The organism is Roseicyclus sp. (assembly GCF_965662675.1).
Taxonomy (GTDB): domain Bacteria; phylum Pseudomonadota; class Alphaproteobacteria; order Rhodobacterales; family Rhodobacteraceae; genus Roseicyclus.
The window spans coordinates 1-18,984 of sequence record NZ_CBFIIK010000041.1 but is presented as its reverse complement, the minus strand read 5'-3'; the positions used below and the strand labels follow the sequence as shown (position 1 = coordinate 18,984).

Below are 18,984 nucleotides of genomic sequence, written 5' to 3'. Positions count from 1 at the left end.
AAAAAGGCGTGCGCCACATCGACATATTCGCTGATCACCACCTTGGGCGGCGCCGCCCCCTCGATCAACTCGGCGCCCGCAGCACGAAACAGCGCGCGCAAGGTCGGGTCGATCCGCGCGATCGGCCATTTCGCCACCAGTGCGCGGTCGGTCATCTGGTCGATCCGGGCTTGGTAATTGACCGCATCTTCCAGCGTCTTGCGAAACAGGTCGGGGTCGCCCTCGGCCATTTCTTCGCCATCATAGATGGCACCAAAGCGATGGGTCTCGAACTCTTGGCGCACGCTCTGCACGGTTTGGCCTGCTGCCTCCATCTGGAATAGCGCCTGCACGGCATAAAGCCGGGCGGCGGCGCGCATCTGGCGGCGATCCTCGCGGCTGATCGTCTTGGGCTTGGGCGCTTGGCGCTCGTCGTCGGTCATGATGTGGCGTTGCTTTCGGAGCGGGGCTTGAATCCGACGCCGCCCTTAGGCCGCCCAAGCCGCCGCGTCAACGCGATCAGGTGCAGTGCCGCCTGCGCCGCACCACCCGCGGTGTTGAGCCGGCCCGCATCGGCGCGTTCCTCGGCCTGATCGCGGTTCTCGACGGTGATGATGCCATTGCCGATGCACACACCCTGCAACCCCAGCATGGTCAGCGCGCGGCTGCTTTCGTTGACGACCACATCATAATGGCTGGTTGCGCCGCGGATGACGCAGCCCAGCGCGACATAGCCGTCGAATTCGCCCAAGCGATGCGAGATGCCGATGGCGGTCGCGATCTCGAGGGAGCCCGGCACCTCGATCACCTCATGGGTCGCGCCCGCGCGATCCAGCACAGCCGTCGCCGCCGCGATCTGGGCCTTGGCGATGGCGGTGTAATAGGGTGCGATCACGATCGCGATCTTCACCGGCTTGTCGAACCGGGGCAGGCCCAGATCATTGTCGGAATGTCCGGCCATTATCCCAGCTCCGAGATTTTGCGCGTGCCCGTGATGGTCAGGCCGTAAGCTTCCAGCCCCACCACCTTGGGCTTGGGTGAATTCGTCAGCAGGATCATCTCGCCGATGCCCAGCGATGACAGGATCTGCGCACCAAGCCCGTATTGGCGCAGCGTCTGGGGGCTGACCTCATCCTCGACGACCAGCTTCATGGTCAGATCGCGCAACAAGACCAGAACGCCGCGCCCCTCGCCCGCGATCAGGCGCATCGCATCGCCGAACTCGCCCGCGCGGCCCCGTGGCCCGGTGCCGACCACATCCAGAAGCGGGTCCATCGCATGCATCCGCACCAGAACCGGCGCAGGCCCCGCGATATCGCCCTTTATCAAGACGATATGCTCGGCGCCCTGGGTCTCGTCGGTATAGATGCGCATCGTCCAATCGCCGCCGAACTCGCTGGCGATGACCTGCTCTTCGCGCACCTTCACCAGATTGTCGTGCCGCCGCCGATAAGAGATCAGGTCGCTGATCGTGCCGATCTTGAGGTTGTGACGCTGCGCGAAGGCCACCAGATCGGGCAGGCGCGCCATTGTGCCATCCTCGTTCATGATCTCGCAGATCACGCCCGAGGGGTTGAGGCCGGCCAAGCGGCTGATATCGACGGCGGCCTCGGTATGGCCCGCGCGGACCAAAACGCCGCCATCGCGGGCGCGCAGCGGAAAGACATGGCCGGGCGTCGCGATATCGGCCGCCCCTTTCGAGGCATCGATCGCCACCTGCACGGTACGCGCGCGGTCGGCCGCCGAAATGCCCGTCGTCACCCCCTCGCGCGCCTCGATCGACAGCGTAAAGGCGGTTTCATGGCGCGAAGAGTTGTAGGTCGACATCAAGGGCAGGCCCAGCTGATCGATCCGCGCGCTGGTCATCGACAGGCAGATCAACCCGCGCCCATGGGTCGCCATGAAATTGATCGCGTCAGGTGTGGCCCATTGTGCGGGGATCACCAGATCGCCCTCATTCTCGCGATCTTCGTGATCGACCAGAATGAACATATGGCCGTTGCGCGCCTCTTCGATGATCTCTTCGATGGGCGAAATCGCCTCGGCCCAATCGCGTTCGACCGGCCCCGGTTGTTCAAAGCTTCGCGTCATGGCCATCCCCTCGCCGGTCTCTGCGCCGCCAGATAGACCATCCATCACGCGATGACTAGGCCACGGGCGGCGTTGCGAAGAATGTCGCGCGGTCGATGGTTCCCGCAAGCCCCGCGATACCCGTCCAACCCCGCTCTATGCTGGTGGCGGCGACCAGCACAACCCCGTCGCGCGGCAGCTGGCGCGCGGCCAATAGCGCGTGTAGACCATCGCGCGTCTCGCGCCATGTGGCTGTGAAACCGGGCGCGCGCCCGACCTCTTCGAACAGACCCGGATGCGTCGCGCCAAGGGCCTCAGGGTCGGTGGGCGCATAGATCGCGCCGATCCTGCAGGCGTGGTCCGCGAGCGCCTGCAAAGGCGCGGCCACCGCGGGTGAAAGCACGGCCTGCCCCGGCTTCAGATCCAGCGCATTGCCGGAAAACAGAAAGGCCACGATATCATGGCCCGAAGTGGCGCGGATCGTGGCATATGTCTGATAGGGCAGGCCCAACCGCTTGGCGCGCGCCACCCGCAGGCGCACCACCTCCAAGGGCAGGCTCGGCAAAAGCGCGCGCCGCGCCTTGGTCCAGGCCAGCTTGCGAAACCCGTAGCCGGCACTGATATCCGGCCCGCCATTATGGCCGATCCCGTGGCGCGCACCGGCATCACTCATCGCGCGACCCTTGGCATCTTTGCTTCACAAATACTCCCGCCGGAGGCGTTTGACCGCAGCCACAGGAAAAGCCGGAACGGCCCGACGCGGCGCTCAGCCCCATTCTTGCAACCGCGCCACGTAACGCGCCAGCGTGTCGATCTCGAGGTTGATCCGGTCGCCCATAGCGGTGGTGCCCCAATTGGTCACAGCCTTGGTGTGCGGAATCAAATTCACCCCGAACTCCACCCCGTTCACCTCGTTTACGGTTAGCGATGTCCCATTGAGCGCGACCGAACCCTTGGGCGCGATGAACCGCGCCAGCGCTTCGGGCGCGCGAAAGGTGATCCGGGTCGAGGCACCCTCGTCATGCATCCCCACCACATCAGCCACGCCATCGACATGACCCGAGACGATATGGCCGCCCAATTCGTCACCGAGCCTCAACGCGCGTTCGAGGTTCAACTTGCGCCCCAACGCCCAATCGCTGATCGCGGTCTTGGACACGGTCTCGCCCGAGATATCGACCTCGAACCAATCGGGGCCCAGCGCCGTCACCGTCAGGCAGACCCCGTCGCAGGCGATGGAGGCACCGATATCGATGCCGCCCGTGTCATAACCCGTGGCGATGCGCGCCTTCAGATCGCCCGCCATGTGCAGCGCCCTGACCTCGCCCTGATCGGTCACGATCCCCGTGAACATGGCCCCTGCCCTCCTGTTGCAACATCACCTCACAAACCACGCAAGCCCATCCGCATCAAGAGGCCGCACCGCCACATTCCGGGCCGCTTTGCGCCGCAAGCCTGCCGACAAGTCTTGCTTTGACTATCGAAATCGCACAACCACACTTTCGATAATCGGACGTACCGCACATGGCCCCCAGCCACGCTGATCGCAACTTCTTGTTCCTGCAAGGCCCCCACGGGCCGTTCTTCGGCCAGCTTGGGCGGATGTTGCATGCCGCCGGCGCGCGGATCTGGCGGGTCGGCTTCAACAAGGGCGACGAGGTCTTCTGGCCCGACACGGCAAGCTATATCCCCTACCACGATCCGACCGCCCAATGGCCTGCGCGGATCGCGGGGCTGCTTGACGAGAAAGGGATCACCGATCTCGTGCTTTATGGCGACACGCGCCCGATCCATGCCGAGGCCATCGCCGCGGCGCGCGCCCGCGGGATCGTGGTGCATGTCTTCGAAGAGGGGTATCTGCGCCCCTATTGGATCACCTATGAGCGCGGTGGGGCCAATGGCCATTCGCCGATCATGGGGCTGTCGGTGGACGAAATGCGCAGCGCGCTGGCCGGTCTCGATCTCGACCTACCCGATGCGCCCGCGCGCTGGGGCGATATGCGCCAGCATGTGTTTTACGGTGCGATCTACCATTTCTTCGTGCTGGCGCGAAATCGCGCCTATGCGCATTTCCGCCCGCACCGAAGCTTGGGCGTGGCGCAGGAATTTCGCCTGTATCTGCGGCGGCTGGCACTGATGCCGCTGCATTGGCTCGACCGGGCGCAGGCGACATGGCGCATCAAGACGGGGGGGTTTCCCTATCATCTGGCGCTTTTGCAACTCGAACATGATGCCAGTTTCCGCGATCACGGCCCCTTCGCCACGATGCAAGATTTCCTTGCGCTGCTGATCGAGGGTTTCGCGGCGGGTGCACCTGCCCATCACCACCTCGTCTTCAAGGCCCATCCGCTGGAGGATGGGCGCACGCCGCTGCGCCGCGATATCCGCAAGATCGCCGCCCAGCACGGCGTCGGGGCGCGGGTGCATTACGTGCGCGGCGGCAAGCTGGCGCGGCTCTTGAACGATGCGCGCTCGGCGGTGACGGTCAATTCCACCGCCGCCCAACAGGCGCTGTGGCGGGGCCTGCCGCTCAAGGCGTTCGGTCAGGCGGTTTATCTCAAGCCGGAGTTCGTCTCGACCCAACCGCTCGAGGCGTTCTTTCAAAATCCGACCCGCCCCGATAGCCGCGCCTATCGCGATTACCGGCATTTCTTGCTTGAAACCTCGCAGATCACCGGCAGCTTTTATTCCGCGCGCGGACGGCGGCAATTGCTGCGCCAAGTGGTCGACATGATGCTGTCGCCCGATGATCCTTATGCCGCCCTGCGCGCAGGCAGACCGGCACCACGGCAACACTTGGCGCTGGTGCGATAAACAATTCTGGCGTCCTCGGCTCAAAATCGCTAATGTCTGGAAAAAAGATAATTCGAGGCAGTTTCCGGCAAGAGGAGCCACCCTGTGACATCGATGGCATCCCGCACAGCGCGCATGACCGCGCTTTGCGTCATTTTGGGCGCAGTCGCGGCCTGTAGCTTGTTGCCCCGTTCGGGCCCCACGCGAAACGAGATCTTCGCGGGATCGGTCCAGCGCGAAGGCGATGCTTTCGTGGTCGAGGTCAATCAGCGCGTCACTGCCGCCACGGCGGTGGTGCCTGCCTTGGGCTTTCCGCCCGCACTGCTGAACGCGGCCTTGTCTGATACCGATGTGATCCGCCCCGGCGACAGCATCCAGCTGATCGTCTACGAAAACGTGACCGACGGTCTTTTGGCCGGCGAAGGTGCCGCCGCCGCCGTGGTCAGCGAGGTGCAGGTGGACGGGTCGGGCTTCATCTTCATCCCCTATGCCGGCCGCATCCGCGCCGCAGGCAACACGCCCGAGGCGTTGCGCGGCATCATCACCCGCAATCTCGATGAACAGACCCCCGATCCGCAGGTGATCGTCAACCGCTCTGCGGGCGACGGCGCGACAGTGACCGTGACGGGCAGCGTCGGCGGCCAAGGCGTCTATCCGATCCAGCGGCCGACACGGACGCTCTCGGCGATGCTGGCTGCAGCAGGCGGCATCTCGGTCGATCCCGAGATCGCGCAAGTCACGCTGATCCGCGGCAATCACCGCGGCACGGTCTGGTTCCAAGACCTGTTCCGCGATCCCGCACTCGACATTGCGCTGCGCGGCGATGACCGGATCTTGGTCGAAGAGGATGGGCGCTCCTTCACCGCGCTTGGTGCGACGGGTAGCCAGACGATCGTTCCCTTCGAAAGTCAGGTCATCTCGGCCATTGAAGCGATCGCATCAGTGGGCGGGTTGAACCCCAATCTTGCCGATCCTACCGGGGTCTTCGTCTTGCGCAACGAGGCCGAACCGATCGCGCGCGCCGTGTTGGGGCGTGGCGATCTGATCGGCGCGCAGCGGATGATCTATGTGCTGGACCTGACCGCCCCCACCGGCATGTTCGAGGCGCGCGATTTCGTCATCCGAGACGAGGATACGGTCTATGTCACCGCCGCCCCGATCACCCAGTGGAACAACGCCATCAGCGCGCTGACAGGCACGTTGGGTGCTGCCGGAACGGTCGGCAACGCCGTTCCCTGAGCCCGCGATGGGCGCGCCGGGCGAGATATCGGACGGCGCGCCGCGCAAGCGGGGCTTCTACTATAATGCCGGTTTCCTGACCCAAGCCCGCATCCGGCGCATCTTGACGCTTGCGGGCCATGATCTCCGGCTGGGCAGACCCGGCCCCGATGATGAGGTTCTGGTCTGGGGCCATTCCCCTTATGCCGCGCGCGGCGCGCGTGTGGCGGCGGCCACGGGCGCGCGGCTGATCCGGGTCGAGGATGCGTTCTTGCGCTCGCTCCACCCCGGCCGCGCGGGTGATCCGCCCTTGGGCCTGATCATCGACCGGCAGGGCATCTATTTCGACGCAAGCGCCCCTTCGGATCTGGAAATCCTTTTGGCGACCCACCCGCTTGACGACACCGCACTTTTGGATCGCGCGCGGGGTGCCATGGCGCGGATCGCAGCCGCCCATCTGACGAAATACGCCGCCACCGACCCCGCGCTTGACCCGCCCGCGCCGGGCTATGTGTTGCTCATAGACCAGACGCGCGGCGATGCCGCGATCCGGCTGGGGGGGGCAAGCGCGCACAGCTTTTCCGAGATGCTGGCCCATGCGCAGGAGGATCACCCCGGCGCACCCATCATGATCAAGACCCATCCCGAAACGCAGGCGGGCCACCGCGCGGGCCATTTCGACCCCGCCACCCTGCCCCCCGGTGTCACGCTCGAGGATCGCCCGATCTCGCCCCAGCGCTTGTTCGAGGGCGCGCGCGCGGTCTATTGCATCACCTCGCTTTTGGGGTTCGAGGCGATCTTGGCGGGCCATCGCCCGGTGCTGTTCGGCGTACCCTTCTACGCCGGTTGGGGCCTGAGCGATGATCGCCGCCCCACGCCTGCGCGCCGCCAGCGCAAGCTCACGCGCGCGCAATTGGCCGCCGCCGCGCTGATCCTCTACCCCACATGGTACGATCCCTACCGCGACCGACTGGGCCGGATCGAGGATGTCTTGGGCGCGCTCGAGGCGCAGGCACGCGCATGGCGCGAGGGTCGCGCGGGCTACGTCGCATCAGGCATGCGCGCATGGAAGCGCCGCCATCTGGTGCAAAGCTTCGGGCCGATGCGCTTTACCGATGACCCCGCCAAGGCTGTCGCCGATGGGCGGCCCGTCATGGTCTGGGCCGGGCGCGAAACACCCGCGCTTGTCGCGGCCTGCGCAGGGGCGAAGCGCCCGCTTCACCGGGTGGAGGACGGCTTCCTGCGCTCGCGGGGCTTGGGCGCGGAACTGGTTCCGCCCCTCTCGCTCGTCCTCGACGATCTGGGCATCTACTACGATCCGACCCGCGAAAGCCGCCTTGACCGCCTGATCGCCGCGGCCGCCAAGATGGACCCGAAACAGCTTGCCCGCGCCGAAGACCTCGTGGCGCGGCTGGTGGCCTTGGGGGTGACGAAATATAATCTCGGCGGTGAGGTCGCGCTGCCCTTGGCGGGCGGGCGTCCCTTGATCCTTGTGCCGGGGCAGGTAGAGGATGACGCCTCGATCATGCTGGGCGCGGGCGCGGTGCGGACCAATGCGGGCCTGTTGCAGCGCGCGCGCGCGCTGATGCCCGAGGCGATGATCTTGTATAAGCCGCACCCCGATGTGGTGGCGGGGCTGCGACAAGGCGCTGTTGCGCAGGATGTGCTGGCGGAGTGTGCCGATGCGGTGTTGGAAGGGGGCGACCCCGCCGCCCTTTTGGCGCAGGTCGATGGGGTGGTGACGATGACCTCGGGGTTGGGGTTCGAGGCGCTTTTGCGCGGCGTGCCGGTCACCTGCCTTGGCGCGCCATTCTATGCCGGCTGGGGGCTGACCCGCGATCTGGGCCCCGCGCCGCCCCACAGGCGCGCACGCCCCAGCCTTGCCGCACTCGCGCATGCCGCCCTCATCACCTACCCGCGTTACCACGACCCGCTGACCGGCCTGCCCTGCCCGCCCGAGGTGGCACTCGACCGGCTGGCCAGCGGCGCGGGCCTCACCCCCCGCCCCAGCCTGCGCGCATTGGCCAAGCTGCAAGGCTGGTTCGCGGGGCAAAGCTGGCTGTGGCGGCGCTAAGGGGCACCCCTATTGCGACAGGGTGCAGCTAAACTGTATACATTATTCTTGAAATAAGGCGCCGAGGCGGTATTTTCCTTGCCATTTCCCCCTTGTCCTATATGTGATGTATACAATCTGAGGGGGGAGCATGACACGGATTTTGTTGATCCCGGGGCTGATCTGCGACGGGCATGTCTGGAAGGGCTGCTTGCAGGCCTTGGCCGGGAATGATGTGGCAGTCGCCGATGTCAGCACCCAGACCAGCCTGACCGACATGGCCGAGGATCTTTTGGCCAACCATCCCGGCGATCTGATCGTGGCGGGCCATTCCATGGGCGGGCGCGTCGCGATGGAGATGGCGCGCATCGCCCCCGACCGACTGTGTGGTCTGGCGCTTTTGAACACCGGCATGGCGCCGCTCAAGGAGGGCGAATTGCCCAAGCGCGAGGCGATCATCGCCTTCGCCCATGACAAGGGCATGGCGGCGCTGGCAGATCATTGGTTGCCCGGCATGATGGCGGCGGGCATCACCCCCGATCCGGGCGTGATGGCGGGCTTGCGCGCCATGGTCTGCCGGATGAGCGCCGCACAGCATGAACGCCAGATCCGCGCCCTGATCGGCCGGCCAGATGCCGCGCTGAGCCTTGGCGCGTGGGCCGGGCCGATGCTGCTCATCACCGGGCGTCAGGATATCTGGTCGCCCATCGCCCAACATGAAGCGATCGCAGCGCTCTGCCCGCAGGCACGCCTCGCGATCATCGAAGAGGCCGGGCATTTCGCGCCGGTCGAACAGCCCGCGCAAGTGGCGGCGCTGATATCGGATTGGGTGCGCGAGATCGCGCACCAAACGCAGGAGGTTTTGCAGTGACCATGACGGACCGTATCCCCGACACCCCGCTTTTGGACCGCGCACGCGCCAATGCGGGCTATGCGCTGAACAAGATGGCGATGGGCCTGTCGACCCCCGAGGGCCGCGCCGCCTTTCTGGCCGATGAGGATGGCTATCTCGACCGCTTCCCCCTCAGCCCCGCGCAACGCGACGCGGTCAAGACCCGCGACTGGGCCGAAATGGTGCGGCTGGGCGGCAACCTGTTCTACATCCTCAAGATCTCGGCCGTGGACCCGACCCCGATCCGCGCAATTGGCGCCGCCCAAGCCGGAATGAGCCTTGAGGATTTCCTCGATCAGCGTTTGGGAAAGGTCGCCAATGGCTGAGCTTCTGGCGGGGTTGGGCACAAGCCATGTGCCTTCGATCGCGGCCGCCCTCGACAAGGGGCTGCGCCATAGCGACGAATGGAAACCCTTTTTCGATGGCTATGTCCCGGCGCAGGATTGGGTGCGCGACCGCAAGCCCGACATCGCGGTGGTGATCTTCAACGATCACGGCAATTCGTTCTTCCTTGACCGTATCCCGACGTTGGCGCTTGGCGTGGCCGAGGAATACAAACCCGCCGACGAAGGCTGGGGCCCGCGCGCGGTGCCGAATTTCATCGGCGCGAGTGATTTCGCATGGCATCTGGCCGATCAGATGGTCGAGGGGCATTTCGACCCGATGATCTGTCGCGAACTCGATGTCGATCACGGGCTGCAAGTGCCGATGGAGCTGGTCTTTGGCCGCCCCGAGGCGTGGCCGGTCAAGATCGTACCGATCCTTGTGAACACGATCCAATACCCGATCCCCACGCCGCAGCGCATGTGGGAACTGGGTGAACTGTTGCGCCGCGCCATCGCAAGCTACCCGACCGACGAAAAGATCATCGTCATGGGCACGGGCGGGCTATCCCATCAGCTGCAGGGCGCGCGCGCGGGCTATATCAACCCCGATGCCGACCGCGACTGGATCGCCAAGATCGGCGCAGACCCAGCGCGCTACCGCGCCATGACGCGCGAGGATTACATCGAGGAATTCGGCTCGGAAGGGGCGGAACTGATCATGTGGCTGGTGATGCGCGGCTGCATGGATGACAGCGTGCGCACGCTGCACCAACATTACTTCGCCCCTGCCTCCATGACCGGGGCGGGCATGGTCTTGCTGGAGAATATGGGCTGATGTTTTTTTTGATGATCTGTCACCACCATGACGGCCCCGAGATCGGCGCGCTCCGCGACAGCTTGCGCCCGGCGCACCGCGCTTGGGTCGCTTCGGGCGGGGACGGGGTGGCCATCGTTCTGACAGGATCGGCGCTAATGAATGAGGCGGGCATCGGCATCGGCAATTTCGGCATCCTGCAAGCCGAGACCGAAGCCGCCGCCCGCAGCTTTGCCCATAGCGACCCCTTCGCCACAGGCGGCGTGGTTCGCGAGATCACGCTGACGCGGCTGGCCGATACCTTTCGGGCCGAGCGGATCATGCCGTTGAGCGGCACTTAGCGCGCGGCGCGCGCGGGCGGGCTGGTTCCAGAAGGGTAAGGGGGCGTTCAGGGGACCGGCGCATGGCCGAACAAGGCTCTTCATGGGCCGCGTCACGGTCTTGGGCGCGGGAACGCCGCTTGCGCAGGGGCAGCCGCTTTGAAATGGATGGCGCTCCATAGGAGGGTGATCTGATGGACACCGACATTTTGATCATTGGCGGGGGCTTGTCGGGGATCGCTCTGGCCGCTTTGCTCGAAAAGCAGGGGCGCGACTGGCGGTTGATCGAGGCGCAAGGTGATCTGGGCGGCCGGATACAATCGCCGATGATTGCGGGGGGGCGGTTCGATCTTGGCCCGGCCTGGTTTTGGCCCGGACAGCCAAGGATGGCCGCACTGACGCAACACCATGCGCTGCAGGTCTTTGAGCAATTCAGCCAAGGTGCCGCCGTGTTTCAGGGCCGCGACGGATCGGTCCAGCGGCATCAAGGCTTTGCCGCGATGCAGGGGTCGTTGCGGGTTGCAGGCGGGATGCGGGCGCTGATCGACGTTTTGGCGCGCGATCTGCCTGCGCAGAACATCATGACGGGTCGGGCGGTGACGGCGCTGCGCCACACGGCAAGCGGCATCATCGCAACGCATCTCGACGGGGCCATCACCGCGCGGCAGGTGGTGCTTGCCGTGCCGCCCCGGGTCGCTGCCCGGACCATCGCGTTTACGCCCGAACTTGGTCGCGCCGCGATGGATGCAATGCGTGCCATTCCCACATGGATGGCCGGGCAGGCCAAGATCATTGCCGTCTATGACGAACCACATTGGCGCCGGGCCGGGCTGTCTGGCGACGGCATGAGCCAGCAAGGCCCTATGGTCGAAATCCACGATGCGTCTGTGATCGCTGGCGGGCCCTATGCCCTGTTCGGCTTTGTCGGGGTTGCGCCCGATATCCGCGCCCGCCATCACGACGAGATGATCGCCTTGGCCCTCGCACAGTTGCAGAAAATGTTCGGCCCGGGCATGGCGCAGCCCCTGTCGATCCGGATGATGGATTGGGCGCAGGTGCCGCAGATCAGTACGCCATGGGATCACGCCCCATCAGGACACCACCCGGCCTATGGCTTGCCTGCCGCATTGCGCACTCTCTGGGGTGGGGCGTTGGATTTTGGTTCGACCGAAACCGCTCGGGAATTCGGCGGCTATCTGGAAGGTGCGCTTGAAGCGGCAGAGAGCGTCGCCAACCGTCTGACGGGCGCGCCGACATAGTGAGCGCGCGGGCCGTCTTGGATGAATGCGAGTCGGTTGTTCTGCCGCTGCATGTCACCTAGGCGTGGCGGATCATGGTGCTGCCATATGAATCAGGCGCGGCACGAAGGCATTGGCCGCCCCGCTGTCATCCCCATGCGGCGCACGCAAAGCCCTACGCCCCGGGCACCGGCCCCGCCATCGTCACACTCAACGCCCCGATCCCCTCGATCACAACGACCACCTCCATCCCCGCCTTTACGGGCGCCGCCCCGAGCGAGGTGCCGCAGGCGATGACGTCGCCGGGGTTGAGCGTCATGTCTTGCGACAAAAGGCTGACGATCTCGGGGGGCGACAAGATCATGTCATTGGCCGGGTAGGATTGGCGTTCGCGGCCATTGACCAGCACCTGCACCGTCAGTGCACGCCAATCGACATCCGTGGCGATCACCGGGCCGATCACGCCGAAACCATCAAAGCCCTTGGACCGGGTCCATTGCGGGAATGAGGGATCAGCGAAAAGCACACCGAGCGAGGTGAAATCATTGACGCAAGTATAGCCCAAGATCGCGTCTTGGGCGGCCTCGGGCGTCACCTCTTTGCAGGTCTTGCCGATGACGATGCCCAATTCACCCTCGAACACCACGCGGCCTGCCGAGGGCGGGATCGTGATGGTCGCCCCCGGCCCTGACAGCGCGCTGTCGGGCTTGAGGAAGTAGAGCGGATGGGTCGGATGCTCATGGCCGTTCTTCTCGGCGGCGGCCTTGAAATTGTTCCAAAGCCCAATGAACTTGCCCGGCACGACGGGGGCCAACAGCGTCAGATCGGCAAGCGGGACGGGCGGGCCGATGACTTTGTCGGCACCAAGCGCGGCGCGCGGTTCAAGGCTGTCGTTGACGATGACGCCGGTGACGGTCTCGTCCGTGGCGGTTTTGCCTCTGGCCCAATACATGATCTATCCCCCCTTTTTTTCTTTCACGCTCTGTGTCGCGCCGATCGCGGCGGTGCAACCGCGATCAGCCCCGCGACCATAGGCTCAGCACATCGCCACCCAAGGCACGGGTTTCAGCCAAGGCAAAGCGCGGCGCCTCGGCCAATGCGGCGATACCCATGGCGCCGACTGCGGGCGTACCTTCGGCGCCCAAGACCATGCCCGCCGTGATCACCGCCAGATCATCGACCAAATCGGCCCCGAGCAGGCCCGCGGCCAGCATCCCGCCACCCTCGCAAAAGACCCGCGTCAGCCCCGCATCGCCCAAGGCGGCAAAGACCGCGGCAAGGTCGAGTTGCCCGCTCGGCCCTGTCGCGACCGCGATTAGCCGCGCGCCGGCCTCCTGCCATGCCGCGCGCGCCGCGGCGGGCGCATCGGGACCGTGGCACAGCCAGACGGGGATATCCCGCGCGCTGCGGAAAAGGGCGCTGTCATGGGGCAGATCGAGGCGGCGCGACAGAACGATCCGCACCGGCTGATGGGTAATGCCAAGCCCGCGCACCGTCAGGCTGGGATCATCGGCGCGCGCAGTGCCCGCGCCAACCAGCACGGCGTCATGGCAGGCGCGCATCCCATGCACGACAGCCCGGGCTTGCGCCCCCGTGATCCATTGGCTTTCCCCCGCCGCCGTGGCGATCCGCCCATCGGCGGAGGTCGCGAGCTTCAGGGTCAGCATCGGGCGGGTTTGAGTGACGCGGGTCAGAAACCCGCGATGGGCGCGTTGGGCCTCGGGCGCACAGACGCCCTCGGTCACGGCGATGCCCGCGGCGCGCAAGGCGGCCAGCCCGCGCCCCGCGACACGCGGATCGGGATCGCCCAAGCCCACGACGACACGCGCCACGCCTGCGCCGATCAGTGCGTCGGCGCAGGGCGGCGTCTTGCCGTGATGGGAACAGGGCTCGAGGCTGACATAGGCGGTGGCCCCACGCGCGGCATCGCCCGCTTGCGTCAAGGCCATGGCCTCCGCATGGGGGCGGCCGCCATCCTGCGTCCAGCCGCGCCCCAAGACGCGGCCATCACGCACGATCACACAGCCGACGGCGGGGTTGGGCCAGACCCGGCCCAGACCGCGCGCGCCCAAGGCAAGCGCCAACCGCATCCAGCGGTCGTCTTGCCCCGCATCCATCGTTCAGCCGTCGGACTTGGGTGTCGGCGGGGCCAGTTCCGCGAGGAAATCCTCGAAATCATCGGTCGCCTGGAAATTCTTGTAGACGCTGGCAAAGCGCACATAGGCGACGGTGTCGATGGCGGCCAATCGCTCCATCACGATCTCGCCGATCTGCTTGGAGGAGATATCGGTCTCGCCCAGGCTTTCCAGACGCCGCACGATGCCGGACACCATCTGGTCGATCCGCTCGGGCTCGACCGGGCGCTTCTGCATCGAGATGCGGACCGAACGCTCCAGCTTGTCGCGGTCGAAATCTTCGCGGCGGCCCGAGGATTTGACCACGACCAGATCGCGCAGTTGCACCCGCTCATAGGTGGTGAAACGCCCGCCGCAGGCCGGGCAAAAGCGCCGACGCCGGATCGCCACATGATCCTCGGCGGGGCGCGAATCTTTCACTTGGGTATCGACGTTACCACAAAATGGGCAGCGCATCGGCGTCCCCCTTCTATCCCTCGGGCGGCCCGATCGGCACAGCCCCTGCCTCATCCATGGGGTCTCATGCCCCTGTTATCCACAGCCACTATAGGCCAGCCTGCAGGGGTTGGGTAGATGGCATTTCATGACCACAGCATGTGGGGCTTTGATGCCTCACTCGGGCGCGTCGGACAGCGCCGCATGGCCGATTTCAGTCAGGTCATAGACGCCTGCGCCCAGCGCCGTGAACCAACCGTAATGATTGTCGCGCATCATCCGCGTGGCCTGCGCGACACCTGTCGCATCACGCACAATGGCCCCGCGCGTGGCCCCCGCCGCCGCCAGATGCCGCGCACAGGCCAGCGCGTCTTGGCGATAGGCGGTCATGCGCTGGCCTTGCATGCCGCCCATGTTGGGGTCGCCCTTGCGGCGGGCGAATTCCGCCAGAAGCGCGCGGCGCTTGGGCATGGATTTGCGCGGCTTATAGGGGCCAGGTTCGCAATGGATGGCGACCAACCCGGTCGACAGCCGCACGCTCATCACCCCCAACCCCAAACGCCGCGCAAGGCGCGTATTCTCGGCCAAGGCTTTCTGGAACCGCCGCCCTTGGCCCATCGGCACGGCAAGATAGACCATGTCGCTGACCGCCTGACGCGCGATGGCTTGATGAAACAGCGTCAGCGAAAAGCCTGTTTTCAACTCGACGATCAGGGGCGGCTCATCCCCGCGCAGCGCCATGACATCGGCCGGTCCGATCTCGGCCTTGACGGTATAGCCCGCCGCTTCGAGAAAGGCCTTGATCGGCGGGTAAAGCGCGGTTTCTTGCATCATGCCCCATTTCATGCCCGGTTTGCGCCCATCTTGCCCGCTGTGTCGTGGCTGAACAAGCAAAGGGGCAGATTCCCGGCTTGACACCGCACGGCACGCCCCGTATCCCCCCGCAAGATTTCCGGGCGAGGCCACGGCCTACGCCCTTTGACGTATCCGAGATTCGAGGAATAATGCCATGTCGCGTGTCTGCGAACTGACCGGCAAAGGCCCGATGGTTGGCAACAATGTCAGCCACGCCAACAACAAGACCCGGCGCCGCTTCTTGCCGAACCTGTCCGAAGTGACGCTTGGTTCCGAAATTCTGGACCGGAGCTTCAAGCTGCGCATTTCCAATGCGGCGCTGCGCACCGTCGATCACCGCGGTGGTCTGGACGCATTCATGGCCAAGGCCAAGGATGTCGAGCTGTCGGACAAGGCGCTCAAGATCAAGAAAGAGATCGAAAAGGCACAGGCCGCACAGGCCTGATCTTTTCAAGATCGCTTAGATGAACGCTCCGCAGCTCGGCTGACGGGGCGTTTGTCATTTTGTCGCGTTCCCCTTGGGCGCGCGGCGGGCCACATCAGGGCCATGCAACAACTTCGCGCCATTTTGCTGTCCGTGCTTTCGCTGGCGATGATCGCCACGGGGGTCGGCGCGGGCATGGCGCGCGGGGCGATGGCCGCCGATGGGCAGCTTTGCGCGATCACCGCCCCTGCCCCCATCGTCTTGGCCCATGATGGCTTGCCGCTTTTCGACGGGGCGGGCGCGCCCGTCACCTTGGATTGGAGCGCCTGCCTCGATTGCCTGAGCGTGGCCACGACCCTGCCGCCCAGCCTGCATGGCCCGGCGCGCCCCATGGTGGTGTCACAGCTTGTCTTGCTTTCCGTTACGACCCATTGGTCGCCTGCGCGCGCAGCGCCCGGCGGTCAGGCACGGGCGCCGCCCTTGGCGGGCTGAGCCCCCAAACCTGACACAATCCAATTCCTTTCGGACGGAGACACAACCATGTCCACCAAATCCACCCTTTTCGCAGGGCTTCTTGCCCTCATGCCCGGCTTTGCCAGCGCCCATGTCATGATCGAAGATGCCTATGCCCGCGTCAGCAGCGCGATGGCGCAATCGGGCGCGGTCTTCATGACGATCTACAACCACAATGATTTCGCCGAGGTGCTGACCGGCGCCAGCTCTGATGTCGCCCAGCGCGTCGAGTTGCATACCCATATCCAGAACGCCGAGGGCGTGATGCGTATGGTCGAGGTCGAGGGCGGCATCCCAATGGCCGCCGATGAAACGGTCATGCTGGAACGCGGCGGGCTGCATGTGATGCTTTTGGGACTGAACCGCGCTTTGGCGCATGGCGACAGTTTCTCGCTGACGCTGGAATTCGAGAACTCCGACCCGATCACCATCGAGGTGCCGGTCGATCTGGAACGCACCCCCAGCCATGGCGGCGGTGAGATGCAGCATGATCACGGCCAGATGGATCATGGCAACCACGGCGCGGCCCATGGGAGCGGTGGCTGAGCATCAGATCCATTTGCGACCCGGCCCCTTACGGTCGGGTCGTGAAACCTTGGATCAGCCGCGGCCCCGCGATGCAGTGGTCATCCTCGGCTGCACATCGTTTCTGCTGCTTCGCCGAATGCGCGCCATGCTTGCCAAAGCGCCTCGTGATGGCTTCGGTCCGACTGTCGTACCTCTTGAGCGTGGTCGGGATTTGCGAAAAACCGTGCGCCCGCCCGCATCTGACGCGGTGTCAACGTGCGCTGCGCGGCACTGCCGATGCAGCCGCAAATAGCTGGGTCAGCCGCCGCGCGCGATGATTGCAGACAGGCCCTTTCAATGGGATTTGCCGCCGCGGCACCCGCGAAAAAAAGACCCATCAAACACACCAAGACACACGCGGCTTTCATCACAACAACCTTGATACTGGTACCACTCACGCGGATCTGCGCCCGCCGTGCCGTTCAAGATGGGCGCAAGCCCTTGCGATGTCCATCCCATCGGCGGAATTCGCCGCACGCCCCTTGCGGCGCGGCCACAGCATCCCCGCGCCCCGCCGCGGCGGCTTGACGCAGCCAAAGCTGCGCCGATTTTCTCAAGGCAAAGGTGGATCGGTGCAAATGGCGATATGAACGCGGCGCTGGATGAGCGACAAGACAGCCGCAGCGTTTTCCGCGGAAATTTCCGATCGCGCACAGCCCCTTTCCCCACCGCGTGGGTTAAGCTATCTCCCCTGCAACCAGTTCCCTTGCAGGCCGTCCATGACCGAGCTTTCGCGCATCCGCAATTTCTCCATCGTCGCCCATATCGACCATGGCAAATCCACACTGGCCGACCGGCTGATCCAGCTGACCGGCACCGTCGCCGAACGCGATATGCAGGCGCAGATCCTCGACAGTATGGATATCGAGCGCGAGCGCGGCATCACCATCAAGGCCAACACGGTGCGCATCGAATACCCCGCGCAAGACGGCCATACCTATATTCTCAACCTGATCGACACCCCCGGCCATGTTGACTTCGCCTATGAGGTCAGCCGCTCGATGCAGGCGGTCGAAGGCTCGCTGTTGGTGGTCGACGCCAGCCAAGGGGTCGAGGCGCAGACGCTCGCCAATGTCTATCAGGCCATCGATGCCGATCACGAAATCGTGCCGGTCCTCAACAAGATCGACCTGCCCGCCGCCGAACCCGACCGCGTCAAGGAACAGATCGAGGATGTGATCGGCATCGACGCCTCACAGGCGGTCGAGATTTCGGCCAAAACCGGCCTTGGCATCCCCGATGTCCTCGAGGCGATCGTCACCCGCCTGCCCGCGCCCAAGGGCGAGCGTGACGCGGCCCTCAAGGCGATGCTGGTCGATAGCTATTACGACCCCTATCTGGGCGTGGTCGTGCTGATCCGCGTCATCGACGGGATCGTCAAAAAGGGCGACCGCATCCGCATGATGCGCACCGGCGGCACCTACCAGATCGACCGTTTGGGCGTGTTCAAACCCGCCATGCAGGATATCGCCGAGCTTGGGCCGGGCGAAATCGGCTATTTCACCGCACAGATCAAACTGGTGCGCGACACCCGCGTGGGCGACACCGTCACCCATGAAAAGCGCCCCTGCGATACCGCGCTGCCGGGCTTCAAACCCTCTGTGCCGGTGGTGTTTTGCGGCCTCTTCCCGGTCGACACCAACGAGTTCGAGGATCTGCGTGACGCGATCGAGAAACTCGCGCTCAACGACGCCTCCTTCACCTCGGAGATGGAGACTTCGGCGGCCTTGGGCTTTGGCTTTCGCTGCGGGTTCTTGGGGTTGTTGCACCTCGAGGTGATCCGCGACCGGCTGGAGCGTGAATACGATATCGACCTGATCACCACGGCGCCAAGCGTGATCTATCATGTCCATATGCGCGACGGCACGATGGTGGAATTGCACAACCCCGCCGACATGCCCGACCTGACCTATGTCGACCATATCGAAGAGCCGCGCATCAAGGCCACGATCCTTGTGCCCGACGAATACTTGGGCGATGTGCTGAAGCTTTGCCAGGATCGGCGCGGCGAACAGCTTGACCTGACCTATGCGGGTAGCCGCGCGATGGTGGTCTATGACCTGCCGCTGAACGAGGTGGTGTTCGATTTCTACGACCGGCTGAAATCGGTGACCAAGGGCTATGCATCCTTTGACTACCAGATGATCGGCTACCGCGAGGATTTCCTCGTGAAGATGTCGATCCTCGTGAATGACGAGCCGGTCGATGCGCTCTCGATGATGGTGCATCGCGACCGCGCCGAGGGGCGGGGCCGCCAGCTGGTCGAAAAGCTGAAAGAGCTGATCCCGCGCCACATGTTCAAGATCCCGATCCAGGCGGCTATCGGCGGCCGCGTCATCGCGCGCGAAACGC

General features: G+C 65.0%; 21 protein-coding genes. 12 read left to right on the top strand and 9 right to left on the bottom strand.

What is annotated here, in order from left to right:
- The 5 genes from ACTG4J_RS08240 to ACTG4J_RS08220 form a co-directional block, all read right to left on the bottom strand.
- Nucleotides 1-422: transcription antitermination protein NusB (locus ACTG4J_RS08240; RefSeq protein WP_439138621.1), on the bottom strand; the 422-nt coding region annotated here is incomplete at its 3' end.
- Nucleotides 419-940, bottom strand: a complete 522-nt coding sequence (locus tag ACTG4J_RS08235) for a 6,7-dimethyl-8-ribityllumazine synthase (RefSeq protein WP_439138620.1) — start codon at nt 938-940, stop codon at nt 419-421. The genes ACTG4J_RS08240 and ACTG4J_RS08235, both read right to left, overlap by 4 nt.
- Complete coding sequence (gene ribB / locus ACTG4J_RS08230; RefSeq protein WP_439138619.1) at nt 940-2,070, bottom strand: 3,4-dihydroxy-2-butanone-4-phosphate synthase; 1,131 nt, start codon at nt 2,068-2,070, stop codon at nt 940-942. The genes ACTG4J_RS08235 and ribB overlap by 1 nt, the downstream gene beginning before the upstream one ends.
- A 55-nt stretch (nt 2,071-2,125) precedes the next feature.
- Nucleotides 2,126-2,722, bottom strand: a complete 597-nt coding sequence (locus ACTG4J_RS08225; RefSeq protein WP_439138617.1) for a hypothetical protein — start codon at nt 2,720-2,722, stop codon at nt 2,126-2,128.
- A gap of 93 nt (nt 2,723-2,815) precedes the next feature.
- On the bottom strand, nt 2,816-3,403 hold the full coding sequence (locus ACTG4J_RS08220; RefSeq protein ID WP_439138615.1) for a riboflavin synthase: 588 nt from the start codon (nt 3,401-3,403) through the stop codon (nt 2,816-2,818).
- A gap of 170 nt (nt 3,404-3,573) precedes the next feature.
- Between ACTG4J_RS08220 and ACTG4J_RS08215 the strand changes: the two genes are divergently transcribed.
- The 8 genes from ACTG4J_RS08215 to ACTG4J_RS08180 all read left to right on the top strand — a co-directional run bounded on the left by ACTG4J_RS08215 (nt 3,574) and on the right by ACTG4J_RS08180 (nt 11,724).
- Nucleotides 3,574-4,863 carry a capsule biosynthesis protein gene (locus ACTG4J_RS08215; RefSeq protein WP_439138614.1) on the top strand — a complete coding sequence of 430 codons (1,290 nt, stop codon included), beginning with the start codon at nt 3,574-3,576 and terminating at the stop codon, nt 4,861-4,863.
- Between the two features lie 114 nt (nt 4,864-4,977).
- Entirely contained in the window at nt 4,978-6,081 is a 1,104-nt protein-coding gene (locus tag ACTG4J_RS08210; RefSeq protein ID WP_439138613.1) for a polysaccharide biosynthesis/export family protein, read from the top strand.
- A gap of 7 nt (nt 6,082-6,088) precedes the next feature.
- Nucleotides 6,089-8,134, top strand: a complete 2,046-nt coding sequence (locus ACTG4J_RS08205) for a capsular polysaccharide biosynthesis protein (protein WP_439138611.1) — start codon at nt 6,089-6,091, stop codon at nt 8,132-8,134.
- A 130-nt stretch (nt 8,135-8,264) separates the two neighbouring features.
- Nucleotides 8,265-8,984, top strand: a complete 720-nt coding sequence (locus ACTG4J_RS08200; protein WP_439138609.1) for an alpha/beta fold hydrolase — start codon at nt 8,265-8,267, stop codon at nt 8,982-8,984.
- A gap of 2 nt (nt 8,985-8,986) precedes the next feature.
- Nucleotides 8,987-9,331 (top strand): extradiol ring-cleavage dioxygenase, encoded by a 345-nt coding sequence (locus tag ACTG4J_RS08195; protein WP_439138608.1) that lies wholly within the window; start codon nt 8,987-8,989, stop codon nt 9,329-9,331.
- Complete coding sequence (locus ACTG4J_RS08190) at nt 9,324-10,166, top strand: class III extradiol dioxygenase family protein (protein ID WP_439138606.1); 843 nt, start codon at nt 9,324-9,326, stop codon at nt 10,164-10,166. Before ACTG4J_RS08195 ends, ACTG4J_RS08190 begins: the two co-directional genes overlap by 8 nt.
- The gene (locus tag ACTG4J_RS08185) at nt 10,166-10,486 is read left to right on the top strand and encodes a YciI family protein (RefSeq protein ID WP_439138605.1); all 321 of its coding nucleotides are present in this window, start codon (nt 10,166-10,168) and stop codon (nt 10,484-10,486) included. Before ACTG4J_RS08190 ends, ACTG4J_RS08185 begins: the two co-directional genes overlap by 1 nt.
- A gap of 173 nt (nt 10,487-10,659) precedes the next feature.
- Nucleotides 10,660-11,724 carry a flavin monoamine oxidase family protein gene (locus ACTG4J_RS08180; RefSeq protein ID WP_439138604.1) on the top strand — a complete coding sequence of 355 codons (1,065 nt, stop codon included), beginning with the start codon at nt 10,660-10,662 and terminating at the stop codon, nt 11,722-11,724.
- Nucleotides 11,725-11,878: 154 nt separating this feature from the next.
- Here the strand turns inward: ACTG4J_RS08180 and ACTG4J_RS08175 are convergent, their stop codons facing one another.
- The 4 genes from ACTG4J_RS08175 to ACTG4J_RS08160 all read right to left on the bottom strand — a co-directional run bounded on the left by ACTG4J_RS08175 (nt 11,879) and on the right by ACTG4J_RS08160 (nt 15,104).
- Nucleotides 11,879-12,655, bottom strand: a complete 777-nt coding sequence (locus ACTG4J_RS08175; RefSeq protein WP_439138602.1) for a fumarylacetoacetate hydrolase family protein — start codon at nt 12,653-12,655, stop codon at nt 11,879-11,881.
- Between the two features lie 64 nt (nt 12,656-12,719).
- Nucleotides 12,720-13,820 carry a bifunctional diaminohydroxyphosphoribosylaminopyrimidine deaminase/5-amino-6-(5-phosphoribosylamino)uracil reductase RibD gene (gene ribD, locus ACTG4J_RS08170; protein ID WP_439138601.1) on the bottom strand — a complete coding sequence of 367 codons (1,101 nt, stop codon included), beginning with the start codon at nt 13,818-13,820 and terminating at the stop codon, nt 12,720-12,722.
- Between the two features lie 3 nt (nt 13,821-13,823).
- Complete coding sequence (nrdR, locus tag ACTG4J_RS08165) at nt 13,824-14,294, bottom strand: transcriptional regulator NrdR (protein ID WP_439138599.1); 471 nt, start codon at nt 14,292-14,294, stop codon at nt 13,824-13,826.
- 156 nt (nt 14,295-14,450) lie between these two features.
- A complete protein-coding gene (locus tag ACTG4J_RS08160) occupies nt 14,451-15,104 on the bottom strand; it encodes a DUF2161 domain-containing phosphodiesterase (RefSeq protein ID WP_439138622.1) in 654 nt (217 codons plus the stop codon).
- A gap of 178 nt (nt 15,105-15,282) precedes the next feature.
- Here ACTG4J_RS08160 and rpmB point away from each other — a divergent pair, with 178 nt between their 5' ends.
- From rpmB to lepA, 4 genes are all read left to right on the top strand, one after another.
- On the top strand, nt 15,283-15,573 hold the full coding sequence (gene rpmB / locus ACTG4J_RS08155) for a 50S ribosomal protein L28 (protein WP_439138597.1): 291 nt from the start codon (nt 15,283-15,285) through the stop codon (nt 15,571-15,573).
- Between the two features lie 102 nt (nt 15,574-15,675).
- Nucleotides 15,676-16,044: a hypothetical protein gene (locus ACTG4J_RS08150; RefSeq protein WP_439138596.1), complete on the top strand. Its 369-nt coding sequence runs from the start codon at nt 15,676-15,678 to the stop codon at nt 16,042-16,044.
- 48 nt (nt 16,045-16,092) lie between these two features.
- A complete protein-coding gene (locus tag ACTG4J_RS08145) occupies nt 16,093-16,611 on the top strand; it encodes a copper chaperone PCu(A)C (protein ID WP_439138594.1) in 519 nt (172 codons plus the stop codon).
- Between the two features lie 740 nt (nt 16,612-17,351).
- A partial coding sequence (gene lepA / locus ACTG4J_RS08140; protein WP_439138593.1) for a translation elongation factor 4 occupies nt 17,352-18,984 on the top strand: 1,633 nt, incomplete at its 3' end.